This is a genomic window from Priestia sp. J2 (assembly GCF_020790095.1).
GTDB classification, from domain to species: Bacteria; Bacillota; Bacilli; order Bacillales; family Bacillaceae_H; genus Priestia; species Priestia zanthoxyli.
Genome location: NZ_CP086208.1, coordinates 4,006,876 through 4,028,376 on the forward strand (window position 1 = coordinate 4,006,876; position 21,501 = coordinate 4,028,376).

21 protein-coding genes are annotated in these 21,501 nt (G+C 39.5%); all 21 read right to left on the minus strand.

Annotated features, from left to right (window positions below):
- Positions 1–11 precede the first annotated feature (11 nt).
- On the minus strand, positions 12–554 hold the full coding sequence (hslV, locus tag LJY09_RS20740) for an ATP-dependent protease subunit HslV (RefSeq protein ID WP_013058884.1): 543 nt from the start codon (positions 552–554) through the stop codon (positions 12–14).
- 14 nt (positions 555–568) lie between these two features.
- The gene (gene xerC / locus LJY09_RS20745) at positions 569–1,471 is read right to left on the minus strand and encodes a tyrosine recombinase XerC (protein ID WP_014458427.1); all 903 of its coding nucleotides are present in this window, start codon (positions 1,469–1,471) and stop codon (positions 569–571) included.
- Positions 1,472–1,536: 65 nt separating this feature from the next.
- Positions 1,537–2,841, minus strand: coding sequence for an FADH(2)-oxidizing methylenetetrahydrofolate--tRNA-(uracil(54)-C(5))-methyltransferase TrmFO (gene trmFO, locus LJY09_RS20750; protein WP_028411436.1), 1,305 nt, complete (start codon positions 2,839–2,841; stop codon positions 1,537–1,539).
- 206 nt (positions 2,842–3,047) lie between these two features.
- Positions 3,048–5,123, minus strand: a complete 2,076-nt coding sequence (gene topA / locus LJY09_RS20755; protein WP_028411437.1) for a type I DNA topoisomerase — start codon at positions 5,121–5,123, stop codon at positions 3,048–3,050.
- 154 nt (positions 5,124–5,277) lie between these two features.
- Positions 5,278–6,159, minus strand: a complete 882-nt coding sequence (gene dprA / locus LJY09_RS20760) for a DNA-processing protein DprA (RefSeq protein WP_033579776.1) — start codon at positions 6,157–6,159, stop codon at positions 5,278–5,280.
- Between the two features lie 63 nt (positions 6,160–6,222).
- On the minus strand, positions 6,223–7,125 hold the full coding sequence (gene sucD / locus LJY09_RS20765) for a succinate--CoA ligase subunit alpha (RefSeq protein ID WP_013058889.1): 903 nt from the start codon (positions 7,123–7,125) through the stop codon (positions 6,223–6,225).
- 18 nt (positions 7,126–7,143) lie between these two features.
- Complete coding sequence (gene sucC, locus LJY09_RS20770) at positions 7,144–8,304, minus strand: ADP-forming succinate--CoA ligase subunit beta (RefSeq protein WP_013058890.1); 1,161 nt, start codon at positions 8,302–8,304, stop codon at positions 7,144–7,146.
- A 368-nt stretch (positions 8,305–8,672) separates the two neighbouring features.
- On the minus strand, positions 8,673–9,440 hold the full coding sequence (locus tag LJY09_RS20775) for a ribonuclease HII (protein WP_033579775.1): 768 nt from the start codon (positions 9,438–9,440) through the stop codon (positions 8,673–8,675).
- A 107-nt stretch (positions 9,441–9,547) separates the two neighbouring features.
- Positions 9,548–10,414, minus strand: coding sequence for a ribosome biogenesis GTPase YlqF (gene ylqF / locus LJY09_RS20780; RefSeq protein ID WP_025750333.1), 867 nt, complete (start codon positions 10,412–10,414; stop codon positions 9,548–9,550).
- 21 nt (positions 10,415–10,435) lie between these two features.
- On the minus strand, positions 10,436–10,987 hold the full coding sequence (gene lepB / locus LJY09_RS20785; protein ID WP_013058893.1) for a signal peptidase I: 552 nt from the start codon (positions 10,985–10,987) through the stop codon (positions 10,436–10,438).
- Between the two features lie 180 nt (positions 10,988–11,167).
- On the minus strand, positions 11,168–11,512 hold the full coding sequence (rplS, locus tag LJY09_RS20790) for a 50S ribosomal protein L19 (RefSeq protein ID WP_013084808.1): 345 nt from the start codon (positions 11,510–11,512) through the stop codon (positions 11,168–11,170).
- A 161-nt stretch (positions 11,513–11,673) separates the two neighbouring features.
- A complete protein-coding gene (gene trmD, locus LJY09_RS20795) occupies positions 11,674–12,414 on the minus strand; it encodes a tRNA (guanosine(37)-N1)-methyltransferase TrmD (protein WP_028411441.1) in 741 nt (246 codons plus the stop codon).
- A complete protein-coding gene (rimM, locus tag LJY09_RS20800; protein ID WP_028411442.1) occupies positions 12,414–12,926 on the minus strand; it encodes a ribosome maturation factor RimM in 513 nt (170 codons plus the stop codon). Before rimM ends, trmD begins: the two co-directional genes overlap by 1 nt.
- 12 nt (positions 12,927–12,938) lie before the next feature.
- Entirely contained in the window at positions 12,939–13,322 is a 384-nt protein-coding gene (locus tag LJY09_RS20805; RefSeq protein WP_013058897.1) for a YlqD family protein, read from the minus strand.
- Between the two features lie 151 nt (positions 13,323–13,473).
- Positions 13,474–13,704 (minus strand): KH domain-containing protein, encoded by a 231-nt coding sequence (locus tag LJY09_RS20810; RefSeq protein ID WP_013058898.1) that lies wholly within the window; start codon positions 13,702–13,704, stop codon positions 13,474–13,476.
- Positions 13,705–13,715: 11 nt separating this feature from the next.
- Positions 13,716–13,988: a 30S ribosomal protein S16 gene (rpsP, locus tag LJY09_RS20815; RefSeq protein WP_013058899.1), complete on the minus strand. Its 273-nt coding sequence runs from the start codon at positions 13,986–13,988 to the stop codon at positions 13,716–13,718.
- Positions 13,989–14,125: 137 nt separating this feature from the next.
- Positions 14,126–15,469 (minus strand): signal recognition particle protein, encoded by a 1,344-nt coding sequence (gene ffh, locus LJY09_RS20820; RefSeq protein WP_028411443.1) that lies wholly within the window; start codon positions 15,467–15,469, stop codon positions 14,126–14,128.
- A gap of 12 nt (positions 15,470–15,481) precedes the next feature.
- Positions 15,482–15,814 (minus strand): putative DNA-binding protein, encoded by a 333-nt coding sequence (locus tag LJY09_RS20825; RefSeq protein ID WP_025750337.1) that lies wholly within the window; start codon positions 15,812–15,814, stop codon positions 15,482–15,484.
- Between the two features lie 273 nt (positions 15,815–16,087).
- Complete coding sequence (gene ftsY / locus LJY09_RS20830) at positions 16,088–17,086, minus strand: signal recognition particle-docking protein FtsY (protein WP_013058902.1); 999 nt, start codon at positions 17,084–17,086, stop codon at positions 16,088–16,090.
- Positions 17,087–17,111: 25 nt separating this feature from the next.
- Positions 17,112–20,672, minus strand: coding sequence for a chromosome segregation protein SMC (smc, locus tag LJY09_RS20835; RefSeq protein WP_155010525.1), 3,561 nt, complete (start codon positions 20,670–20,672; stop codon positions 17,112–17,114).
- Between the two features lie 77 nt (positions 20,673–20,749).
- Positions 20,750–21,496, minus strand: a complete 747-nt coding sequence (gene rnc, locus LJY09_RS20840; protein WP_013058904.1) for a ribonuclease III — start codon at positions 21,494–21,496, stop codon at positions 20,750–20,752.
- Positions 21,497–21,501: the final 5 nt, after the last annotated feature.

The following is a 21,501-nucleotide window of genomic DNA, read 5'->3' on the forward strand; positions in this document are numbered from 1 at the left end:
AATCCCCTTTCCTACAGTTCTTCTACAATAATATGATCATTTGTATAAACACATATCTCACTTGCTACATCTAAAGCTGCTTTTGCAATTTCTTTAGCTGTTAAATGTTCGCCTGCATGTTGTTTTAATGCACGTCCCGCTGATAAAGCATAATTTCCGCCTGATCCAATTGCTAAAATGCCGTCGTCCGGTTCAATAACTTCACCCGTTCCTGATACTAACAGTAAGTTATCTTTGTTCATAACAATAAGCATTGCTTCTAACTTTCGCAATACTTTGTCACTTCTCCATTGTTTAGCAAGCTCCACGGCTGCACGCTGAAGATTTCCGTTATACTCTTCAAGCTTCGTTTCAAATAATTCAAAAAGAGTGAATGCATCAGCTACTGAACCTGCAAAGCCGGCAAGAACTTGCCCTTGAAATAGACGTCTTACTTTTCGAGCAGTATGTTTCATCACAACAGCATTTCCAAACGTTACTTGTCCGTCCCCAGACATGGCACATTGACCGTTATGCTGAACTGCAAAAATCGTAGTAGCATGGAAAGTAGACAAATTAACTCCTCCTTTTATGCGCGAGGATGGTGATTCATATAAACTGCCTTTAAACGATCCTTCGTCACATGTGTGTATATTTGAGTGGTTGATAAATGTTCATGACCTAGCATTTCTTGAACTGTACGTAAATCTGCCCCTTCATTTAACATATGAGTCGCAAAAGTATGCCGCAAAACGTGTGGACTAATATGTATATTCTCAGCGGTTTTCTTTACTAACTGATCAATGACTAAGCGTATGCCTCGGTCTGTCAACGGTGTCCCCTTATAATTTAAAAAGAGCGAATGAGTATCAGAAGGAGCCTTTTTTAAAAGAAGCTTTCTTCCATTATCTATATATACTCTAAGAGCATCCTTGGCATAACAGCCAAATGGCACGTACCGTTGTTTTTTCCCTTTGCCATATACGAGCAAAGTTTGAAGTGAAAAATCTATATCGCTAAGCTTAATAGATGCACATTCACTCACTCGTATTCCGGTGGCATACAGCAATTCTAAGAGAGACTGATTACGCTGCCCTAACGGAGTTGTTAAGTCATTCATTTGAAATAATTTCACAATCTCCTCTTCATACAGGAAGCGAGGATTTCTCTCTTCCTTTTTAGGAAGGGTAACGAGCGCAAATGGATTATCTTCTACTAATTCTTCTCTATTTAAGTAACGATAAAACGTTCTCAAACAAGAAATTTTGCGTGACATCGATCTTTTTGAATACTGCTTTTCATATAGGCGTGTTAAAAACAGCCTTGCATCAGCATATGTAACACTTTGTAGGTTTTGTATTTGCTCTTCCTGCATAAAAGACATGAAGATACCTATGTCTTTTTCATAGCAGTCAACTGTATATTTTGAATAATTTTTCTCAATTTGTAAATATTCTAGAAAGGAATTTAATACATCTTTAACAAATTCCAATGTTATCACCTCACAAGGGCTACTAAATATTATCACAATTAAGTAGCCCTTGCAAACAATTTTGATTATTTTGTTGTAAAATTCTGAATAGTTTCCAATGCTCGTTTAGCCAGCGTTTCATTTCGTTCTTGTTTGTTTTTGATTCGCACTTCCAATTCTTTGAATAAGCCAAAGTTGGCATTCATCGGCTGGAAGTTTTTGGCGTTTGTATGTGTGATATAGTGAGCCATACTGCCAATCGCTGTTTCCTGCGGCAATACAACCAATTCTTCACCAAGCACAAGTCGAGCCGCGTTCATTCCTGCCATTAATCCGCTCGCAGCTGATTCTACATATCCTTCTACTCCTGTCATTTGTCCAGCAAAGAATAAGTCATCACGCTCGCGATATTGATACGTAGGCTTTAACAATTTAGGAGAATTAATAAACGTATTTCTATGCATAACTCCGTAGCGTACTACTTCTGCATTTTCTAAACCTGGGATTAAGCTTAATACTTCTTTTTGTGCTCCCCATTTTAAATGTGTTTGGAAACCTACAATATTATATAGTGTACCTGCTGCATCATCTTGACGAAGCTGAACAACTGCATAAGGTCGCTTTCCTGTTTTCGGATCTTCTAACCCAACTGGTTTCATTGGTCCAAAGAGCATTGTTTTTTCTCCGCGTGAAGCCATTACTTCAATTGGCATACATCCTTCAAAATAAATTTCCTTCTCAAATTCTTTTAAAGGAACCGTCTCTGCATTGATTAATGCTTCATGAAAGCGCTGGAATTCTTCTTTTGTCATCGGACAGTTTAAATAGGCAGCTTCCCCTTTGTCATAGCGAGATTTAAGATATACTTTATCCATATCAATGCTGTCTTTTTCAATAATAGGTGCAGCCGCATCGTAAAAATATAAATAATCTTCACTTGTTAACGCGCGCAGCTGTTCCGATAAATCTTTTGACGTTAGCGGACCTGTTGCAATAACAGTTGGTCCCTGTGGAATTTCCGTAATCTCTTCATTAACAACCGTTACGTTCGGATGGTTTTTAACGCTTTCCGTCACACGAGAGGCAAATTCGTGACGATCAACAGCCAGTGCTCCACCTGCTGGAACCGCACACTCGTCTGCTGAACGAATAATGACAGAGTCTAATAATCGCATTTCTTCTTTTAACACACCCACTGCATTTGTTAATGTATTCGCACGCAGTGAATTACTACATACTAATTCAGCAAATTTGTCCGTATGATGAGCAGGTGTTTGCTTTACTGGTCTCATCTCATAAAGACGGACTTTCAAACCGCGCTTTGCGATTTGCCAAGCTGCTTCACTTCCAGCAAGACCTGCTCCAATAACATTAATTACTTGTTCATTCATTGTAAATCCTCCAACTTCATTTCTATCTTTTCTATCATTTTGCTTATTCATTCACTTGTCTTTTCCTTTTTTAACGTGACAAAGAAAATGCGACATTACTCAATGTCGCTAATAACGTTTCCATTTTAGCACATGAAGCAATGTCGCCGCATCTTATATAACTGCTATTTTTAAATTTAAAGTGTGGGAATTCATCCCATTCTCTTTTACTGCTGAGCTTCCTCTTTATAATCACAACTTGTACAGACGACTTGAGTTCCTTTTTTCTGTTTCTTCTCTACAAGCAGATTTTCACATTTCGGACATTTTCTTGCAATCGGTTTATCCCAAGATACGAAGTCACAGCCCGGGAATCGATCACAGCCATAAAATGTACGCTTTTTCTTCGATTTTCGCTCAACGATATTTCCTTCTTCACATTTCGGACACTTTACGCCAATCTCTTTTACAATTGGCTTCGTGTTGCGACAGTCAGGGAAATTAGAGCATGCCATAAATTTTCCGTAGCGCCCCATTTTGTATACCATAGGTGAACCGCATTCTTCACAGTCTTCTCCGGCAGGTTCATCTTTAATCTCCACTTCGCGCATTTCTTTTTCAGCATGTTCTAAGCGTTTTTCAAAATCACTGTAAAATTCGTCAATAACACGCACCCATTGAACATTACCATCTTCCACTTCATCCAAATCGTTTTCCATTTTAGCTGTAAACTCTACATCTAAAATTTCCGGGAAAAACTCCAATACAAGCTCTAGTACAATTTCTCCAAGTTCTGTTGGAACAAAACGCTTGTTATCGAGCGCTACGTATCCGCGCTTTTGAATCGTATCAAGTGTTGGAGCATATGTAGACGGTCGGCCAATGCCTAGCTCTTCTAATGTCTTAACTAAACGAGCTTCTGTATATCTTGGCGGCGGCTGTGTGAAGTGCTGCTTTTCATCGATGTCCTTAGAATAAGCTACTTCTCCTTCTTCTAAGTCTGGAAGAAGATTTTCTTTTTCCTCCACTTGATCATCATTGCCTTCAACATACACTTTCATAAAGCCTGGAAATTTAACTTTTGAGCCGTTCGCTCTAAATGTTACGTCTCCATTTTTCAAATCTACAGCCATTGTATCCATAATGGCAGGTGCCATTTGACTAGCAACGAAGCGCTCCCATACTAACTTATACAGTCGATACTGATCACGCGATAAGAACTCTTTTACCTCTCCTGGTTTACGAAGAGCTGAAGTTGGACGAATCGCTTCGTGGGCATCTTGCGCATTTGAATTCTTCTTTTCTTTACGCTTTTCCGTTGCCACAAACTGATTTCCGTACGCGTTCGTAATGTAATCTCTAGCTTCTGTTTGAGCTGTTTCTGAAATACGAGTAGAATCGGTACGCATATACGTGATAAGACCTACTGTACCTTCTTTTCCTAAATCAATTCCTTCATATAATTGCTGCGCAATCATCATCGTTTTTTTCGCTCGGAAGTTCAGTTTCCGCGCTGCCTCTTGCTGTAATGAAGACGTGGTAAAAGAAGGAGCCGCATTACGCTTTCGCTCACGTTTTGTTACTTTAGAAATTGAAAATTCGTTTCCATCTAATTGTTTAACAATGTTGGTTACATCATCTTCATTCGATAGCTCTACTTTTTTCCCTTGATATTCGATTAACTGGCCTTCAAACTGGTCGTTCCCTTTTTGAAAAGTTGCTTTTACCGTCCAGTATTCTTCTGGGATAAACTTTGCAATTTCTTTTTCACGATCAATAATTAACCGCACTGCAATTGATTGAACCCTTCCGGCACTTAATCCTTTTTTCACTTTTTTCCACAGCAATGGACTGATATTGTAGCCAACCAGCCTGTCAAGAATACGTCGTGCTTGTTGAGCATCTACTAAATCCATATTAATTGCTCGTGGATGTTTAAAAGATTCTTTAATCGCTTCTTTTGTAATCTCGTTAAATACTACGCGGCAGTCCGATGCAATGTCTACATCCAAACTGTGCGCCAAATGCCATGCAATCGCTTCTCCTTCACGGTCTGGATCGGCTGCTAGGTAAATCTTTTTTGCTTTTTTAGCCGCTGTTTTTAGTTCTTTTAAAACCGGGCCTTTCCCGCGAATTGTAATATATTTCGGGTTGTAATCTTGTTCAATATCAATTCCCATTTGACTTTTAGGTAAATCGCGAACATGTCCCATCGATGCTTTTACTTTATATTTCTTTCCTAAATAACGTTCAATTGTTTTAGCCTTTGCAGGCGATTCTACAATTACTAGGTAGTCAGACATCTATTTGTTCCTCCTCAAGAGGTAGAATAAAATCTTCATTATTATTAAATATTTGGTTCTTGTTTGTCAAATGTCAAAAAGATAAGTCATACGATTTTCCTACGTATCTCACTAGTATTTCATACCATGCAAGAATATGACTACTTTGAAACATTCATCTTATATACATCATTTCATCTGTAATATCAGCAGCGCTTTGCACAAGTTTTGCCCCTAATTGGATTAACTTATTCGTTCCACATGATGTTTCTTCAAAAATAGAACCCGGTATGGCAAATACTTCTCTTCCTTGCTGAAGCGCCTGGTCGGCGGTAATAAAAGATCCACTTCTTTCTTTTGCTTGCACCACCAACGTGCCTCCTGTTAATCCGCTAATGATTCTGTTTCTGCGAGGGAAAAACCATTTCGTCGGCTTCATAAACGGGGCATATTCAGAAAGCAGCAAATGATGCTGCGCAATTTCTCTTGCTAAATTTTGGTTTCCTCTTGGGTAAATATTATAAAACCCTCCGCCTAAAACTGCAATCGTTTTAGCTTTTTCAGCGATAGCCAGTTCATGAGCAGCCTGGTCAATTCCTAAGGCTAGCCCACTCACAACGACAAATTCTTCATGCAGCATCGGCTTAACAATACGAGTTAAAGCTGCAGTTCCATATGAAGTAGGATTTCTTGTTCCTACAACGCTTAAGCTCGCCGGAGCGTGTAGAAGAGACAAGTTCCCCCTTGCAAATAATACCCAAGGCGGATCATAAATATGGCGCAAAAGTTCAGGATATTCATCATCTAAGATGGTGACACATCGAATATTCTCAGCGTCATATTTATCTAGAATATCTCGTATTGGAATAGTTTGCAAATCTTTTTTTATTTGATTAGCACGTTCAATCGAGAGAGTCAATAGTTTTTGAAGCTGTGATGGAGAGTACTCGTAGAGATTTTGTAATGAAGAATTCTGTTGAAGTAGCGTAAAAATTTGTTTCCAATTAACAGATGGACAATGTGCTAAATGAATTAATTTTTCCCGTAAACCAGACATTCTACAATCTCCTTTTTAAATGGACAAAATAGCCCCCGGTCAAAGGAGGCTATATGTCTTCTATTAATGAGTCTTACACTGCTCGTAAATGCCTTGTTCTTTTAACACTTTAATAAGTGTTTCTCCCATAACAGATGGTGTTTCAGCTACTTGGATACCGCACTCATTCATTGTTTTAATTTTTTCAGACGCTGTCCCTTTACCACCTGAAATAATCGCACCAGCATGGCCCATACGTTTTCCTGGAGGCGCTGTTTGACCGCCAATGAAGCCGACAACAGGTTTTGTCATATTTGCTTTTACCCATTCTGCCGCTTCTTCTTCTGCTGTACCGCCGATTTCCCCAATCATAATTACTGCATACGTATCTTCATCTTCATTAAACGCTTTTAATACATCGATAAAGTTCGTGCCATTCACCGGGTCACCGCCGATACCAACAGCTGTTGATTGGCCAATTCCAGCTTCAGAAAGTTGGTGAACAGCTTCATATGTTAATGTACCAGAACGCGAAACTACACCTACATGACCTTTTTTGTGAATGTACCCTGGCATAATGCCAATTTTACATTCTTCCGGTGTAATAACACCTGGGCAGTTAGGCCCTACAAGACGCGTACGTTTTCCTTCCATATAACGCTTTACTTTTACCATATCTAATACTGGAATACCTTCTGTAATACAAATAACTAAATCTAAATCTGCGTCAACTGCTTCAATAATGGAGTCAGCTGCGAATGCTGGTGGAACATATACAACAGAAGCCGTTGCGCCTGTTTTTTCTTTCGCCTCGGCAACCGTATTAAATACCGGAACACCTTCTACTTCTAAGCCGCCTTTACCCGGCGTTACGCCACCAACAATTTTTGTTCCATATTCTAACATTTGCTGTGTATGAAAAAGGCCAACTCCGCCTGTAATTCCTTGTACAATTACTTTTGTATCTTGATTAATAAATACGCTCATTCCTATCCCCCAGCCTTTCTATTTCACTAGTGAAACGATTTTTTGTGCGCCGTCTGCCATAGATTCAGCAGCTGTGATATTTAAGCCTGATTTTTGTAAAATTTCTTTTCCAAGTTCAACGTTTGTTCCTTCTAAGCGAACAACTAATGGAAGGCTTAATCCAACTTGTTTTGTTGCTTCAACAACACCTGTTGCAATAACATCACATTTCATAATTCCGCCGAAAATATTAACGAAAATACCTTTTACATTTTGGTCAGATAAAATAATTTTAAATGCTTCTGTTACTTTTTCAGCAGTTGCGCCGCCCCCAACATCCAGGAAGTTAGCAGGGTCGCCTCCGTAATGCTTAATAATATCCATCGTTGCCATCGCTAAACCTGCACCGTTTACCATACAACCGATATTACCGTCTAGTGAAATGTAGCTTAAGTCGTATTTAGATGCTTCAATTTCTTTAGCATCTTCCTCTTCAAGGTCACGATATTCAAGAATATCTTTTTGGCGATACAGCGCATTTGAATCAAAGTTTAACTTCGCATCCAATGCCATAACGTCTCCGTCACCTGTTACAACTAGAGGGTTAATCTCTGCAATTGAGCAGTCTTTTTCAACAAATACTGTATATAAACCTGTCATGAATTTAACTGCTTTTCCAACTAATTCTTTTGGAATATTAATATTAAATGCAAGTCTGCGAGCTTGGAATGCTTGTAAACCAATCGCAGGATCTACATATTCTTTAAAGATTTTTTCAGGCGTTTTTTCCGCCACTTCTTCAATTTCAGTTCCACCTTCTTCAGAACCCATCAATACAACTTGAGACGTTGCACGATCAAGAACTAAACCGATGTAGTATTCTTTCTTAATATCGCATCCCTCTTCAACTAACAAGCGCTTAACTTCTTTTCCTTCAGGGCCTGTTTGGTGCGTTACGAGGGTCTTTCCTAAAATATCTTGTGCATATGTACGAACTTCATCTAAGTTTTTTGCTACTTTGACACCGCCCGCTTTACCGCGTCCACCAGCATGGATTTGTGCTTTCACCACTGATACTTGTGAACCTAATTCCTTTGCTGCTTCAACTGCTTCTTCAACAGTAAAAGCTACTCGACCGTTTGGTACTGCAACCCCATATTTTCTGAGTAGTTCTTTTCCTTGATACTCATGGATATTCATTTCCCATCCTCCTAACATAATCAACCACAAAACTATACTGCACAAAATAGACTGCGCTTTCATTGTATAAAAATAATTGTCTAATTGTCTACTATTCTAGTGAAAAATATTGAAATAATAAGAAAATTGATATTTTTATGGAGATAGTACTTAACCATACCTTATGAAGTAGATGAGGCTCTGCGGACGTTAAACGTGTGGTTGATCATGTAAATCAACCTTCATAACTAAAGCAGACTGAGAGGAAAATAATTTACGAATTTTTCCCGCTGCCATATCTCCGCTTACATAGGCTATATTCTTTTTAAGCCTAGAATCCCGCATTGAAAAATGCGCTAAAAAGCAGAGATATGCTCGGGTATCATGTTCTAGTTTACTTGGTTTTTTATCGGTGCAAAAGATCGGCGGTGTTCTGGCAAAATTCCATATTGTTCGATTGCTTCTAAATGTTGTTTTGTTCCATATCCCATATGTTTTTCGAATCCGTATGCAGGATAGCGTTCACCAAGTTCTTTCATCATTCGATCTCGCGTCACTTTTGCAATAACAGAACTTGCAGCAATTGAAATGCTTGTAGCATCGCCTTTAATGATTGACTGCTGTGAAATAGGCACCGGCAGCTTCATCGCATCAATGAGCAGTTCATCAGGCTGAACTGCCAGCAGTTCAATGGCTTCAGTCATTGCCTTTTTTGTTGCTTCGTAAATATTAATAGAATCAATGACCTCTGCGTCTATAATCCCTATACCGATAGCGACAGCTTTTTTACAAATTTCTTCATAAAACGCTTCTCGCTTTGCTTCTGATAACTTCTTTGAATCCGTCAGACCAGGGAGAAAAAAATCGGGAGGCAAAATAACAGCAGCCGCTACTACCGGTCCTGCTAACGGTCCTCTTCCTACTTCGTCTACTCCGGCAATATAAGTTGCTCCTTGCCTATATAATTCATTTTCATATGCCATCATTTCATCAAACTGTTGCTTCAAGCGCTCAGCCGCTTCAAATTGCCTTTGTTTTTGAATAATAACCTGCTGCACACCTTTACGCTCATCTTGCGCATATGCCTTAAATAAAGCATCTTCCGGGCTTCTCACTTGCTTTAGTTCCTCTTTTATTTCCTTAATACTCTTTTTCATTAGCTCCACCTTCTTTATATCAACATTTTCACGCGGCACTTTCACATAAAAAACGCCTCATGCTGAAAAGGCAGAGGCGTTTTTTGCTTCAGTTCGCAATGTGTTGCTTACAGCTGTTGTTCAGCTTCACTTGGATCATCAAATGTAAAGGTGCCAATTTTATCCGTTCGAATTTCTCGAAGAACAAGCTCAGCTGTTTTATCGTAATCCACCATGCCGCCACCCATTAAACAGCCGCGGCGCGACCCAATTGCATCAAAAAGCTCTACAATGTCTTCAGGGATTTCATTTAAATCATAACGCTGCTTTAATTGTTCTGGGTAATGGCTAGTTAAGAAGCGCAGCGCATAAACAGCGACATCTTGCATATTTAAAATGGTATCTTTGATAGCACCCGTTGTCGCAAGCTTATATCCAACTGTTTCATCTTCAAACTTAGGCCACAAAATACCTGGCGTATCAAGCAGCTCTAGCTCGTTTCCTACCTTAATCCACTGCTGTGCCTGCGTCACACCTGGACGATCTCCCGTCTTGGCGATTTTTTTGCTGGCAAGGCGATTAATTAGCGTTGATTTACCGACGTTAGGAATCCCTACAATCATCGCACGGATAGCGCGGGGTTTTTTAACTCCTTTTGCGCGCATGCGGTCAAACTTCTCTTGAAGAAGTTCTTTAGAAGACGAAACAATTTGTTTCATTCCTTTACCTGCTTGTGCGTCAATAGCTAAGGCATAAATACCTTGTTCTTTGTAATAATCTAACCACTGCTGAGTGACGCGCGGATCCGCTTTGTCCACTTTATTCAACAATACGATTCTGGGCTTGTTCACAATAATCTCATCAATCATTGGATTTCGCGATGATTGCGGAATGCGTGCATCAACCAGTTCGTATACAATATCAATCAATTTTAGCTTTTCAGTTACTTGTCTTCTGGCCTTGGCCATATGGCCAGGAAACCATTGAATTGTCATATTTTACTCACCTTTTATATTTTACTTTGCAAAACGCGCTTCTTTAATCGGCCAGTATACGGCACTCGTTTTACCAAGCACCTTGTCCATACTCACAAAGCCAATCTGACGGCTGTCTTTACTGTAGCGTCGATTGTCTCCCATCACGAACAAATAGCCTTCTGGCACGGTCTTTTTACCCGTTACGTCTTCTAGTTTAAAATCTTCGGTTAAATTACCGTCAATCACTTCTTTTTTATACTGATCTAAATAGGGCTCTTTATAAGCTTTTCCATTTACATATAGCGTATCATTTCGATACTCAATATGATCACCCGGCAGTCCGATAATACGTTTTATGTAATCTTTTTCCGCTGTAGCATGAAAAACAATAATATCAAAGCGATCAGGATCACCAATCTTATAGGAGAACTTATTTACAATCATTCGATTCTGGTCATGCAGCGTAGGCATCATAGAAAGTCCATCTACTACAATCGGTGCAAACAAAAAATAGCGAATTACAACAGCTAACAGTACGGCAATGGCGATTGCTTTTATCCATTCCCACAGTTCATTTTTCTTTCGAGCCATCTTCAGTCCTCCAACTCTTATGTCATACCTTTATTTTAAACGATAATGTTTGAAACGCCTAATAAATAAATAGAATAAAAAAATGATGACTTGTACGTCTATTTTTCACTGTCAGAGAACGAATCGTTCTAAAAAAACATTTGAAAAAAGGAGCTTGTATAAACAAGCTCCCCTTTACTATTATCGAATTTCTTTAATACGCGCAGCTTTACCACGTAATTCACGTAGGTAATAAAGTTTCGCACGGCGTACTTTACCGCGGCGCATTACTTCGATTTTTGCAATTTTTGGCGTATGAAGTGGGAATGTACGCTCTACACCTACACCGTAAGAAATCTTACGTACTGTAAATGTTTCGCTGATACCACCGCCACGACGCTTAATAACAACACCTTCAAATACCTGAACACGTTCACGAGTACCCTCAACGATATTTACGTGTACACGTACAGTATCACCAGGACGGAACGTAGGAAGATCTGTTTTTAATTGTTCTTTTGTAATCTCTTCGATTAATTTTTGCATCGCGTGTTTCAACTCCTTCCAACAGACGCTCATACCAATGCTTTTCAATCATTGCAGCGGAACATCGTTATAGGTGACCAGACATCTGCCCAAGCCACAAAATCTATCTTAGCACACTCTTATACTGTATGCAACAGAGTTTATGCATAAATTTTATGGATTTATGAAAGGTTGTTTTCCTCTTTTAATTGAGCTACTAGTTTCTTTTGCTCTTCCGTTAGCTCCATCTTTTCAAGCATATCGGGTCTTCGAAGCAACGTGCGCTTTAAAGACTCTTTTTGGCGCCACTGTTCAATTTTTTTATGATTTCCTGACATAAGTACTTCAGGAACTGTTAAGCCTCTAAAATCAGCAGGACGCGTATAGTGGGGGTGCTCTAGTAAACCTGTACTGTGTGAGTCTTGTACAGCTGAATGATTATTGCCAAGCACATCGGGAAGCAAGCGAACAACGCTATCGATCACAACCATTGCACCAAGCTCTCCTCCAGTTAATACATAGTCACCAATTGAAATTTCATCAGTTACCAGCTGCTCACGAATTCGTTCATCATATCCTTCGTAATGACCGCAAATAAAAATTAAATGCTCTTCTGCTGCTAGTTCTTCTGCTTTTGCCTGTGTATAGCGTTCGCCCTGCGGACAAAGCAAAACTACCCGGGGCTTCTTAGCTGATTCAGTCAGCTTTTCTACAGCGTCAAAAATAGGCTGAGGTGTCAATACCATTCCAGCACCTCCGCCGTAAGGATAATCGTCCACATTTTGATGTTTGTTCGTAGAATATTCTCGGAAATTAACTACATTCAGTTCAACCGCATTTTTTTCCTGTGCTTTTTTCAAAATTGATTCACCAAAAACACCGTCAAACATAGAAGGAAATAGCGATAGTACATCAATTTTCATTAGTCCAATAACCCTTCCATTACTGTAATAACAATCTCTTTTTCCTCTATATCAATAGATTGTACAACGTCGTCGATGTAAGGAATAAGAACTTCTTTTCCGCCTTTTTTAACGACCCACACATCATTAGCTCCCGGCGTTAAAATTTCTTTGACCGTTCCTACCTCTACTCCGTCTTCTGTTTTTACTGTACAGCCAATAATTTCGTGGAAATAAAATTCACCGTCTTCTAAATCCGTTAGCTGCTCCTCAGGAATTTTCACTTCGCAGTTTTTGTACTGCTCAACATCATTTACGTTGTGATAGCCTTCGAATGTAAGCAGATCAAAATTTTTATGCCTGCGATGGCTTGCTACCGTTACTTCTACCGGCTCGCTTTGCTTTTCTTTGAAGATATAAAGTTTATTTCCTTTTTCATAGCGCTCATCAGCAAAATCCGTAGTTGATACAATACGAATTTCTCCTTTTACACCATGGGTATTCACAATTTTTCCAACCTTAAACCATTTCATGCTTCTTCACCTCTATCTAATCTCAACAACTTTGCTATCTTTTATAATAATTGTTTTACTTTCTTTTATCTTTTCCCAATCATCGCCGATTTTTACCTCTACTAAGGCATCCAGTTCCGTTTCAACGAGTTCGCTCCCTAAAGGAAGCTTTTCTAATTGCGTCAGCTGAAAGTTCAACACTTCAATTTTTTCAAGGCGAGCGGATTTTTCTTTTTCAAATTGACTATGTAATAAAGAAGAACCTTTATTGGCTTTTTCCATGTGCTTTAACTGAAATTTCAGCTGTTCCATTTCCTTTTCAAGCGCCTGCTTGCGGTTTATAAAACGATTTTCAAGATCTTGTTTGCTTGCTTCAGTTAACACTTGTTTCACAACCACTTTTTGAATAATGTTCAAAACGTTCCCTCCGCCCTCAAGATAGTGACCTTGTGCTTTTTACATGCATATTGAAATAGCTGCTTCTTGCTCGCAAAAGACTTACTGTGATCAAAACGTTCATCTTATCATAACATAAAAAAAGGGCGAGGTTATCCCTCTCCCTTTTTGATTACTCTTGAATTTTCACATACACTTTTTTACCTTGCTGTGATGCTGCTGCATTCACAACAGTTCGAATCGCTTTTGCAACGCGGCCTTGTTTGCCGATTACTTTGCCGACATCTTCTTGGTGAACAGTAAGGATGTAAGTCACTTGACGTTCATCTTCTTGTTCCTCCACTTTAACATCAGCTGGATAATCAACAAGCGGCTTTACAATTGTTTCGATTAGTGATGTCATCTCGAGTGAAATTATTTTCCTAATTTAGCATTATGGAATTTTTCCATGATGCCTTCGTTAGAGAAAAGGTTACGAACTGTATCAGATGGTTTAGCACCATTTTGTAACCATTTAAGAGCTAGCTCTTCATCGATTTTAACTTCAGCTGGTTGAACTACAGGATTGTAAGTTCCAACTACTTCGATGTAACGTCCATCACGTGGTGAACGAGAGTCTGCTGCTACGATACGATAGAAAGGAGATTTTTTAGCTCCCATACGTTTTAAACGAATTTTTACTGCCATTTTATAAAGCACCTCCGAATATGTTTCAACAAGATAATATAATATCAAATAGGTAAAATGTTTGTAAAGGTTTTTTTCTTAACACTAGAAAAATATTTTATTTTCTTTGGTTTTTTCAGTTCAAATCAAGCATTTTATCATGAAAAGAATGGAAGTTTCATACCCTTTTTCTTGCCTTTTGACATATTTGTCATTTGTTTCATCATTTTTTTCATGTCTTCAAATTGTTTAAGCAAACGGTTGACTTCTTGTACAGAACGTCCGCTTCCTTTTGCAATACGCTTTCTTCGACTTGAATTAATGATTTCAGGGTTTGTTTTTTCCGCTTTCGTCATCGAACGAATAATTGCTTCTACATGATTAATTTGCTTTTCATCAACCTGCAGGTTTTTGAGCCCCTTTACTTTATTGGCGCCCGGAAGCATACCAATTAGCTCATCAAGCGGTCCCATTTGACGCACCTGAGCAAGTTGATCTAAAAAGTCATCGAATGTAAATGACTGCGTGCGCAGCTTAGCTTCAAGCTCTTTTGCCTTTTCAGCATCTACATTTGCCTGAGCCTTTTCGATAAGCGTCAGCACATCACCCATACCTAAGATACGGGAAGCCATACGCTCTGGGTGGAATGCTTCAATAGCATCCATCTTTTCTCCAAGACCGACAAACTTAATTGGTGTATCAGTTACTGCACGAATAGAAAGCGCTGCACCACCGCGCGTATCGCCGTCTAGTTTCGTTAATACAACGCCAGTTAATCCTAATTGCTTATTAAAGCTATCCGCAACGTTTACTGCATCTTGACCCGTCATCGCATCGACAACAAGGAAAATTTCGTCTGGGTTAGAAAGCTCTTTGATCTGTTCTAACTCCTCCATTAGATTTTCATCAACATGCAAACGTCCCGCTGTATCAATTAATACATAATCGTGATGCTCTTCTTTCGCATGAGCAATAGCTTGTTTCGCAATCTCCACAGGACTTACTTGATCACCTAATGAAAAAACAGACATGCTAAGCTGTTTCCCTAGTGTTTCAAGCTGTTTAATAGCTGCCGGACGATAAATATCTGCTGCTACAAGCAATGGATTACGGTTATATTTTTTACGTAATAAATTGGCAAGTTTACCAGTTGTTGTTGTTTTACCTGCACCTTGAAGTCCAACCATCATAATTACAGTTGGAGCTTTTGGAGCTACTGCAATCTTGCTTTGCTCTCCGCCCATAAGTGCAGTTAATTCTTCTTGTACAACCTTAATAACTTGCTGTCCAGGCGTTAAGCTCTTAAGAACGTCTTGACCTACAGCACGTTCGCTTACGCGCTTAACAAAGTCTTTTACTACTTTAAAGTTTACATCGGCTTCTAAAAGGGCAAGTCTAACTTCACGCATCATTTCTTTAACATCAGCTTCGTTAACTTTTCCTTTTCCTTTTAACTTTTGCAGTGTGCTTTGCAAACGGTCGGCTAATCCTTCAAATGCCATATACGCCGCCCCCTAATCTAATTTCTCGAGCGAATCAAGAAGAGAAGAAAGCTTACTGTTCTTGTGTAAGTCGGCTGCAAGTTCGTCTTTCAGTTGTTGAACAATTGATTGACGCTCTTGAAACCGTTGAAATAACAATAGCTTTTCCTCATATTGTTCAAGCATTTGCTCTGTACGTTTTATATTATCATAAACTGCTTGACGACTCACATCAAATTCTTCCGCTATTTCACCGAGGGAATAATCATCCAAGTAATAAAGTGACATATAACTTCTTTGTTTGGGCGTCAACAGCGCCTGATAGAAGTCAAATAAGTAATTCATTCTTGTTGTTTTCTCGAGCATATGCACGCTCTTTTCAACCATCTGACCGCCCCCTTGTTAAGTGAAAAGCCTTTACATGTTATTAGTTTAACTAGGCGAGGTTTGAATGTCAAGTTTTTTCCTTAACACCTCACATTTTTCCACTTAAAAGAGATGGAAACATAACTAAATTACTTCAATTTAAAGACGACTAAATATGAAACCTGCGTCCACCCTACTAATAAAAAGATCCGAACGATTAATCGTTCGGATCTTCCTTCAACGAAGATACTTTTATCCCAGCCTCTTTTTAGATTACGCCTCTTTTTCTGTTTCTTCTTCTACAGCATTGGCAAATAACCCATAGATATATTGCTCCGTGTCAAACGGCTGAAGGTCGTCTACTTTTTCTCCAAGTCCAACGAATTTAACAGGAAGCTTCAGTTCGTTTCGAATGGCAAGAACAATTCCGCCTTTAGCCGTACCATCTAGTTTTGTTAACACAATTCCAGTCACGTTCGTTGCTTCTGAGAATGTTTTAGCCTGACTTAAAGCGTTTTGACCCGTCGTCGCATCAAGTACGAGAAGCACTTCATGCGGAGCACCAGGAATTTCTCGCTCAATAACACGCTTTACTTTCTCTAATTCTTTCATTAAATTCACTTTGTTTTGAAGGCGACCTGCTGTATCACATAATAAAACATCTGCTTTTCGAGCCTTGGCTGACTGAACAGCGTCATACATGACAGCGGCAGGGTCAGAGCCTGCAGATTGCTTAATAACATCAACACCAACGCGTTCTCCCCATACTTCTAACTGCTCAATCGCACCGGCACGGAACGTATCTCCTGCCGCCATTACGACTTTTTTGCCTTCTTGTTTGAATTTATGCGCAATTTTCCCAATTGTTGTTGTCTTCCCAACGCCGTTTACCCCTACAAACAAAATAACCGTTAAATCATTTTGCTGCATATTTAATTCACCAATCTGCTCTTCACCAGATTCATAAATATCAATTAATTTCTCAGAGATGACAGCCTGTACATCTTGAGGGTCCTTAATATTACGGCGTTTCACTTCCGATTTTAAGTCATCAATTAAATCCAACACGGTAGCCACGCCGACATCAGCGCTAATTAAAATTTCCTCTAATTCTTCAAAAAACTCTTCGTCTACTTGACGATAGCGAGACACTAAATCATTCACACGTTCCGAAAAAGAATTGCGTGTTTTTGATAGTCCATCTTTAAATTTTTGTGTAACAGAATCCGTTTGCATTGTAATTTTTTCTTTTAATTTCTTAAAAAAGCTCATTCGTACCACCCTTTCATTCTATGAGTTAAACATATTGCTTTGATTCTTCTAAACGAACAGAGACTAATTTCGATACGCCAGATTCTTGCATTGTCACACCGTACAGTACGTCAGCTTCTTCCATTGTACCTTTTCGGTGAGTAATAACAATGAACTGTGTTTGATTACTAAATTTGCGTAAATACGTAGCGAAGCGATGAACGTTTGCTTCATCAAGCGCCGCTTCCACTTCATCTAGCACACAAAACGGCACCGGACGTACTTTCAAAATAGAAAACAGGAGGGCAATGGCTGTTAACGAACGCTCGCCGCCTGACAGCAACCCTAGATTCTGCAGTTTTTTCCCAGGAGGCTGGGCAACAATTTCCACCCCTGTATTTAATAAATCTTTCGGATCCGTTAATTTCAAATCCGCTTTTCCTCCTCCGAATAGTGAAGAGAACACTGTACCAAATTCATTGCGGATACGAGAGAACGTATCAGAAAAACGTTTCTTCATTTCCTCGTCCATTTCTTCAATCACTTGATACAGGGTATTTTTCGCTTCGTCGAGGTCAGCTCGCTGCGTATTTAAAAATTCATAGCGTTCTGAAACGCGTTCGTATTGTTCGATAGAACCTAAGTTTACGGTTCCTAATTCATCAATTGCCAGCTTAATGAGCTTGATTTTTTTCCTTGCTTCTTGAATATCTAATGTTAAAGGATACTTTTCTTTTGCTGCTTCAAAGCTAATTTCGTACTCTTCTGTCAGCTGCTGGAGACGGCTGTCTAGCTCTACGTCAATTCGATTGATTTTGACTTCTTCATCTTTTAAAGCATCCGTAATTTGTTTGTACTGACGCTGGAGCTCTTTTACAACCCTTTCTTCGTCTTCAAGTTTATTCTGGGCTTTCAACCGCTCTGATCTGCAGTCATCCATTAATTGTAACGTTTCTGTCTTTTCTTTTATTCGCTCATGCGCCGCTTCTTCGAGCTGAAGTTCACCCGAGTCGTTGCTCGTGATTTCACTCGTTAAAAGAGAAAGATCATCTGTAGCTTCAGACAAACGCTGAATGGTTTGATCAAGCTCAAAGCACACTCTTTCGTATTTTTCTTGCTGATTTGTGAGGAACTGTTCTTTTTTCGCAAGAAGCACTTTTACTTCTGTAAGCTCATGTTGAACCGTTTCTTTAGACGTTTGCTGTGTATGCTTGCGTGCAGCTAACTCTTCAATGTTTTTCTCTAATACATTTGCCTGCTGCTGATTTCCCTGCAAACTCGTATGCAGCTCATCAATTCGAGCGGACAAGCTTGTTTGATCTTGTCTAAAGCTAGCAATATCATGATCATACATGGTTAAGCGGTCATTCACTGCTTTTTCTTCGATGTCAATTTGCTTTACTTCTCGGTCAGATTCCTGCTCTTTGTCTTTCAAGCGTTCCACAAATGCCTGCTGTTTATTAATTTCCTGTTGAAGCTCTTCAATCTGTGACTTTTTATCTTTCACATCTTGCTCGAGCACAAGCGTCTTTTGTTCCATCTCTTCTATTTTTGCCGTAATGGCTTCCACTTCACGCTGACGGCCTAACAAAGAGTTGGACTTTTGCTTCATTGAACCGCCTGTCATCGAACCACCGGGGTTGACCACATCCCCTTTAACGGTCACAAAACGATAGCGATGCTGCACAAGGCGGGCAAGTTCATTCGCGCCTTTTAAATCATTGACAACAATAACGGTTCCAAGCAAATTTTTAATAACTCGGTCGTAAGTAGCTTCGTATTTAACAAGAGATGAAGCGATTCCTACATACGCTTCGTGACTCTCTAGCATAGAAATAGTTTGCGCCGGAACATAACGGTCTTTTACAGACGTCAGTGGTAAAAATGTAGCTCTTCCGTAACCGTTTTGTTTCAAAAAGCCAATTGCCTGACGGGCACTTTGTTCGTCTTGAACGACAATGTGCTGAGCTGCTCCTCCAAGCGCAATTTCAAGCGCTGTTTCATACTCTTTTGGGACATTAATTAGCTCAGCAATGGCACCTTTAATACCTGCAAGCTTCCCATCACGCGCTTTTAATACTTCTTTTACACCGTGAAAATAACCTTCATAGTCTTCTTGCATCTCTTCAAGCATTTCTTTTCGTGATTTTGTCTGTTGCACGTACTGATAAGCTTGATAAAGCGTAGACTCTTGTTTACGATAGGCTTGCCTTAATGACTCAAGCTTCTCTCCTTGCTGCTTATACACTTGTACAGCCTGCTGGAGCTCTTGACGAAACTGAGCGAGCCTTTTAATCGCCGCTTCTTTTCGCTGCGTTAATTCACGGCGCTGTTGGACGTATTGCTCGTTGGATTTTGTTAAGCGCTGCTCTTTTTCAAACGTTTGCATTTTTTGCTGCTCTAAAAATGAAATTTCATTTCGAGCGGATGTTTGAGCGTTCGCTAATTCAAAATATTCGCTTTTCATCTGTTCAAGTTTTTCTTCTAGATTCTCACTGTACTGCCTGAACAACTGTTCCTGCTCAGTAAGCTTCAGACGTATCTCTTGCACTTCTTTTTGAGATTGCTCAAAATCTTTTCCTTCGCTGTCTTTTGCTTTACTTAACTCTTGATGCTTATGAGTATACTCTTTTACTAAACGTTCCAGCTGCTCTTTATTTTGAAAAGCATTTTTCTTACGCTCTTTTAATACTTCTTTTTTGCCTTCTAGCTTTTCTACTTCTTCACTTACATATAGTAGTTTTTTATGTAAAGAGTCTAGCTGTTCATCAATTTGCTGAATATGCGAACGAAGGGTCTGGATTTCTCCTTCACGCGTGCGAATATTGGTCGCGAGAGATTCTTCAAGCTGCTCGTGCTGAGCCATTTCAGCTTTTAATTTTTCCCATTTCTGATGAAGATCTTCAACTTCAAATACCGTAACAGCCACATCAATGTGCTCTAATTCTTCTTTTTTCTGCAAATAATCTTTTGCAATAGACGATTGAATCTGTAAAGGCTCTAACTGACCTTCAATTTCATGAAGAATATCTACTACTCGATTTAAATTTTCTTGCGTTTCGAGAAGCCGAAGCTCCGCTTTTCGTTTACGCGTTTTGTATTTTAATACACCTGCTGCTTCTTCAAAAATTTTACGGCGCTCGTCAGATTTACTGCTTAGTACTTCTTCTACTTTTCCTTGACTGATAATCGAAAAAGCTTCTCTTCCAAGTCCTGAGTCCATAAATAAATCGACAATATCTTTTAAACGGCACGGCTGGTTGTTAATAAAAAATTCACTGTCTCCTGAGCGGTACACGCGCCTTGTGATACTAACTTCATGATAATCAAGCGGGAGAAACTGGTCATCATTTTCCAAAGTCAGCGTTACGTCAGCCACGTTTACCGCACGGCGTGATTCGCTTCCTGCAAAAATAATGTCCTCCATTTTCCCTCCACGAAGCGATTTGGCTGACTGTTCTCCAAGCACCCAGCGTATAGCATCCGTAATGTTGCTTTTTCCGCTCCCATTCGGTCCTACTACCGCCGTTACACCTGGCACAAAATCTATCGATACTTTTTCTGCAAACGATTTGAACCCTGCAATATCTAATCGTTTGAGGAACATAGAAATCCCCCCTCACACATGTAATCTTTTCATAGCAAATCCCCCTTTATAACGAATGCGTTAAGAGGGGGATCATTTTATTTCGTTTGACTTGCTCTAATTTTCGTAATAGCTACTTGAGCTGCTTTTTGCTCTGCTTCTTTTTTCGAACGGCCTACACCAACGCCGAGCTCTTCACCATTTAACGATACGCGAGATAAGAATTCGCGATTATGCGCTGGACCTTTTTCTTGCAAAACTTTGTATTCTAATTGTCCAACTCCATCACGTTGAATCACTTCTTGAAGCTGGCTTTTGAAATCCATCACATGAGAAAAAGCACCTTCATTAATTTTCGGAAAGACAACTTTTTTTAGAATTGTTACTACCGTATCAAGCCCTTGGTCTAAATAAAGAGCTCCGATAAATGCTTCAAACACATCGGCCAGTAAAGCCGGTCTAGATCGGCCGCCCGTCATCTCTTCACCTTTTCCAAGTAACACTAGTTTACCAAAATCCATTTCATTTGCAAAAGTAACAAGCGACGGTTCACACACAACTGCTGCACGAAGCTTCGTTAACTCACCTTCACTCATCGTTGGATACTTTTTAAATAAAAATTGTGATACGGTTAGCTCTAATACGGCATCTCCTAAAAACTCAAGACGCTCGTTGTCTTCATACGGTCTTCTGCGATGCTCATTCACATAGGATGAATGTGTAAATGCTTGAAAAAGAAGCGCTTCATTTGTAAACTGAATACCAATTTCCTTTTGAAACTCGGCAAAATTTTGCTTGAATTTCACGTTCATCTTTCGATCTCGATTTGAATATTGTTTAGGCATAAAAT

Bases quoted from the DNA above. Each gene is read 5' to 3' on its own strand.
- trmFO (WP_028411436.1), bottom strand. From the start codon at position 2,841: ATGAATGAACAAGTAATTAATGTTATTGGAGCAGGTCTTGCTGGAAGT.
- topA (WP_028411437.1), bottom strand. From the start codon at position 5,123: ATGTCTGACTACCTAGTAATTGTAGAATCGCCTGCAAAGGCTAAAACA.
- dprA (WP_033579776.1), bottom strand. From the start codon at position 6,159: ATGTCTGGTTTACGGGAAAAATTAATTCATTTAGCACATTGTCCATCT.
- sucD (WP_013058889.1), bottom strand. From the start codon at position 7,125: ATGAGCGTATTTATTAATCAAGATACAAAAGTAATTGTACAAGGAATT.
- sucC (WP_013058890.1), bottom strand. From the start codon at position 8,304: ATGAATATCCATGAGTATCAAGGAAAAGAACTACTCAGAAAATATGGG.
- LJY09_RS20775 (WP_033579775.1), bottom strand. From the start codon at position 9,440: ATGAAAAAGAGTATTAAGGAAATAAAAGAGGAACTAAAGCAAGTGAGA.
- ylqF (WP_025750333.1), bottom strand. From the start codon at position 10,414: ATGACAATTCAATGGTTTCCTGGCCATATGGCCAAGGCCAGAAGACAA.
- lepB (WP_013058893.1), bottom strand. From the start codon at position 10,987: ATGGCTCGAAAGAAAAATGAACTGTGGGAATGGATAAAAGCAATCGCC.
- rplS (WP_013084808.1), bottom strand. From the start codon at position 11,512: ATGCAAAAATTAATCGAAGAGATTACAAAAGAACAATTAAAAACAGAT.
- trmD (WP_028411441.1), bottom strand. From the start codon at position 12,414: ATGAAAATTGATGTACTATCGCTATTTCCTTCTATGTTTGACGGTGTT.
- rimM (WP_028411442.1), bottom strand. From the start codon at position 12,926: ATGAAATGGTTTAAGGTTGGAAAAATTGTGAATACCCATGGTGTAAAA.
- LJY09_RS20810 (WP_013058898.1), bottom strand. From the start codon at position 13,704: ATGACATCACTAATCGAAACAATTGTAAAGCCGCTTGTTGATTATCCA.
- rpsP (WP_013058899.1), bottom strand. From the start codon at position 13,988: ATGGCAGTAAAAATTCGTTTAAAACGTATGGGAGCTAAAAAATCTCCT.
- ffh (WP_028411443.1), bottom strand. From the start codon at position 15,469: ATGGCATTTGAAGGATTAGCCGACCGTTTGCAAAGCACACTGCAAAAG.
- LJY09_RS20825 (WP_025750337.1), bottom strand. From the start codon at position 15,814: ATGCTCGAGAAAACAACAAGAATGAATTACTTATTTGACTTCTATCAG.
- ftsY (WP_013058902.1), bottom strand. From the start codon at position 17,086: ATGAGCTTTTTTAAGAAATTAAAAGAAAAAATTACAATGCAAACGGAT.
- smc (WP_155010525.1), bottom strand. From the start codon at position 20,672: ATGTTCCTCAAACGATTAGATATTGCAGGGTTCAAATCGTTTGCAGAA.
- rnc (WP_013058904.1), bottom strand. From the start codon at position 21,496: ATGCCTAAACAATATTCAAATCGAGATCGAAAGATGAACGTGAAATTC.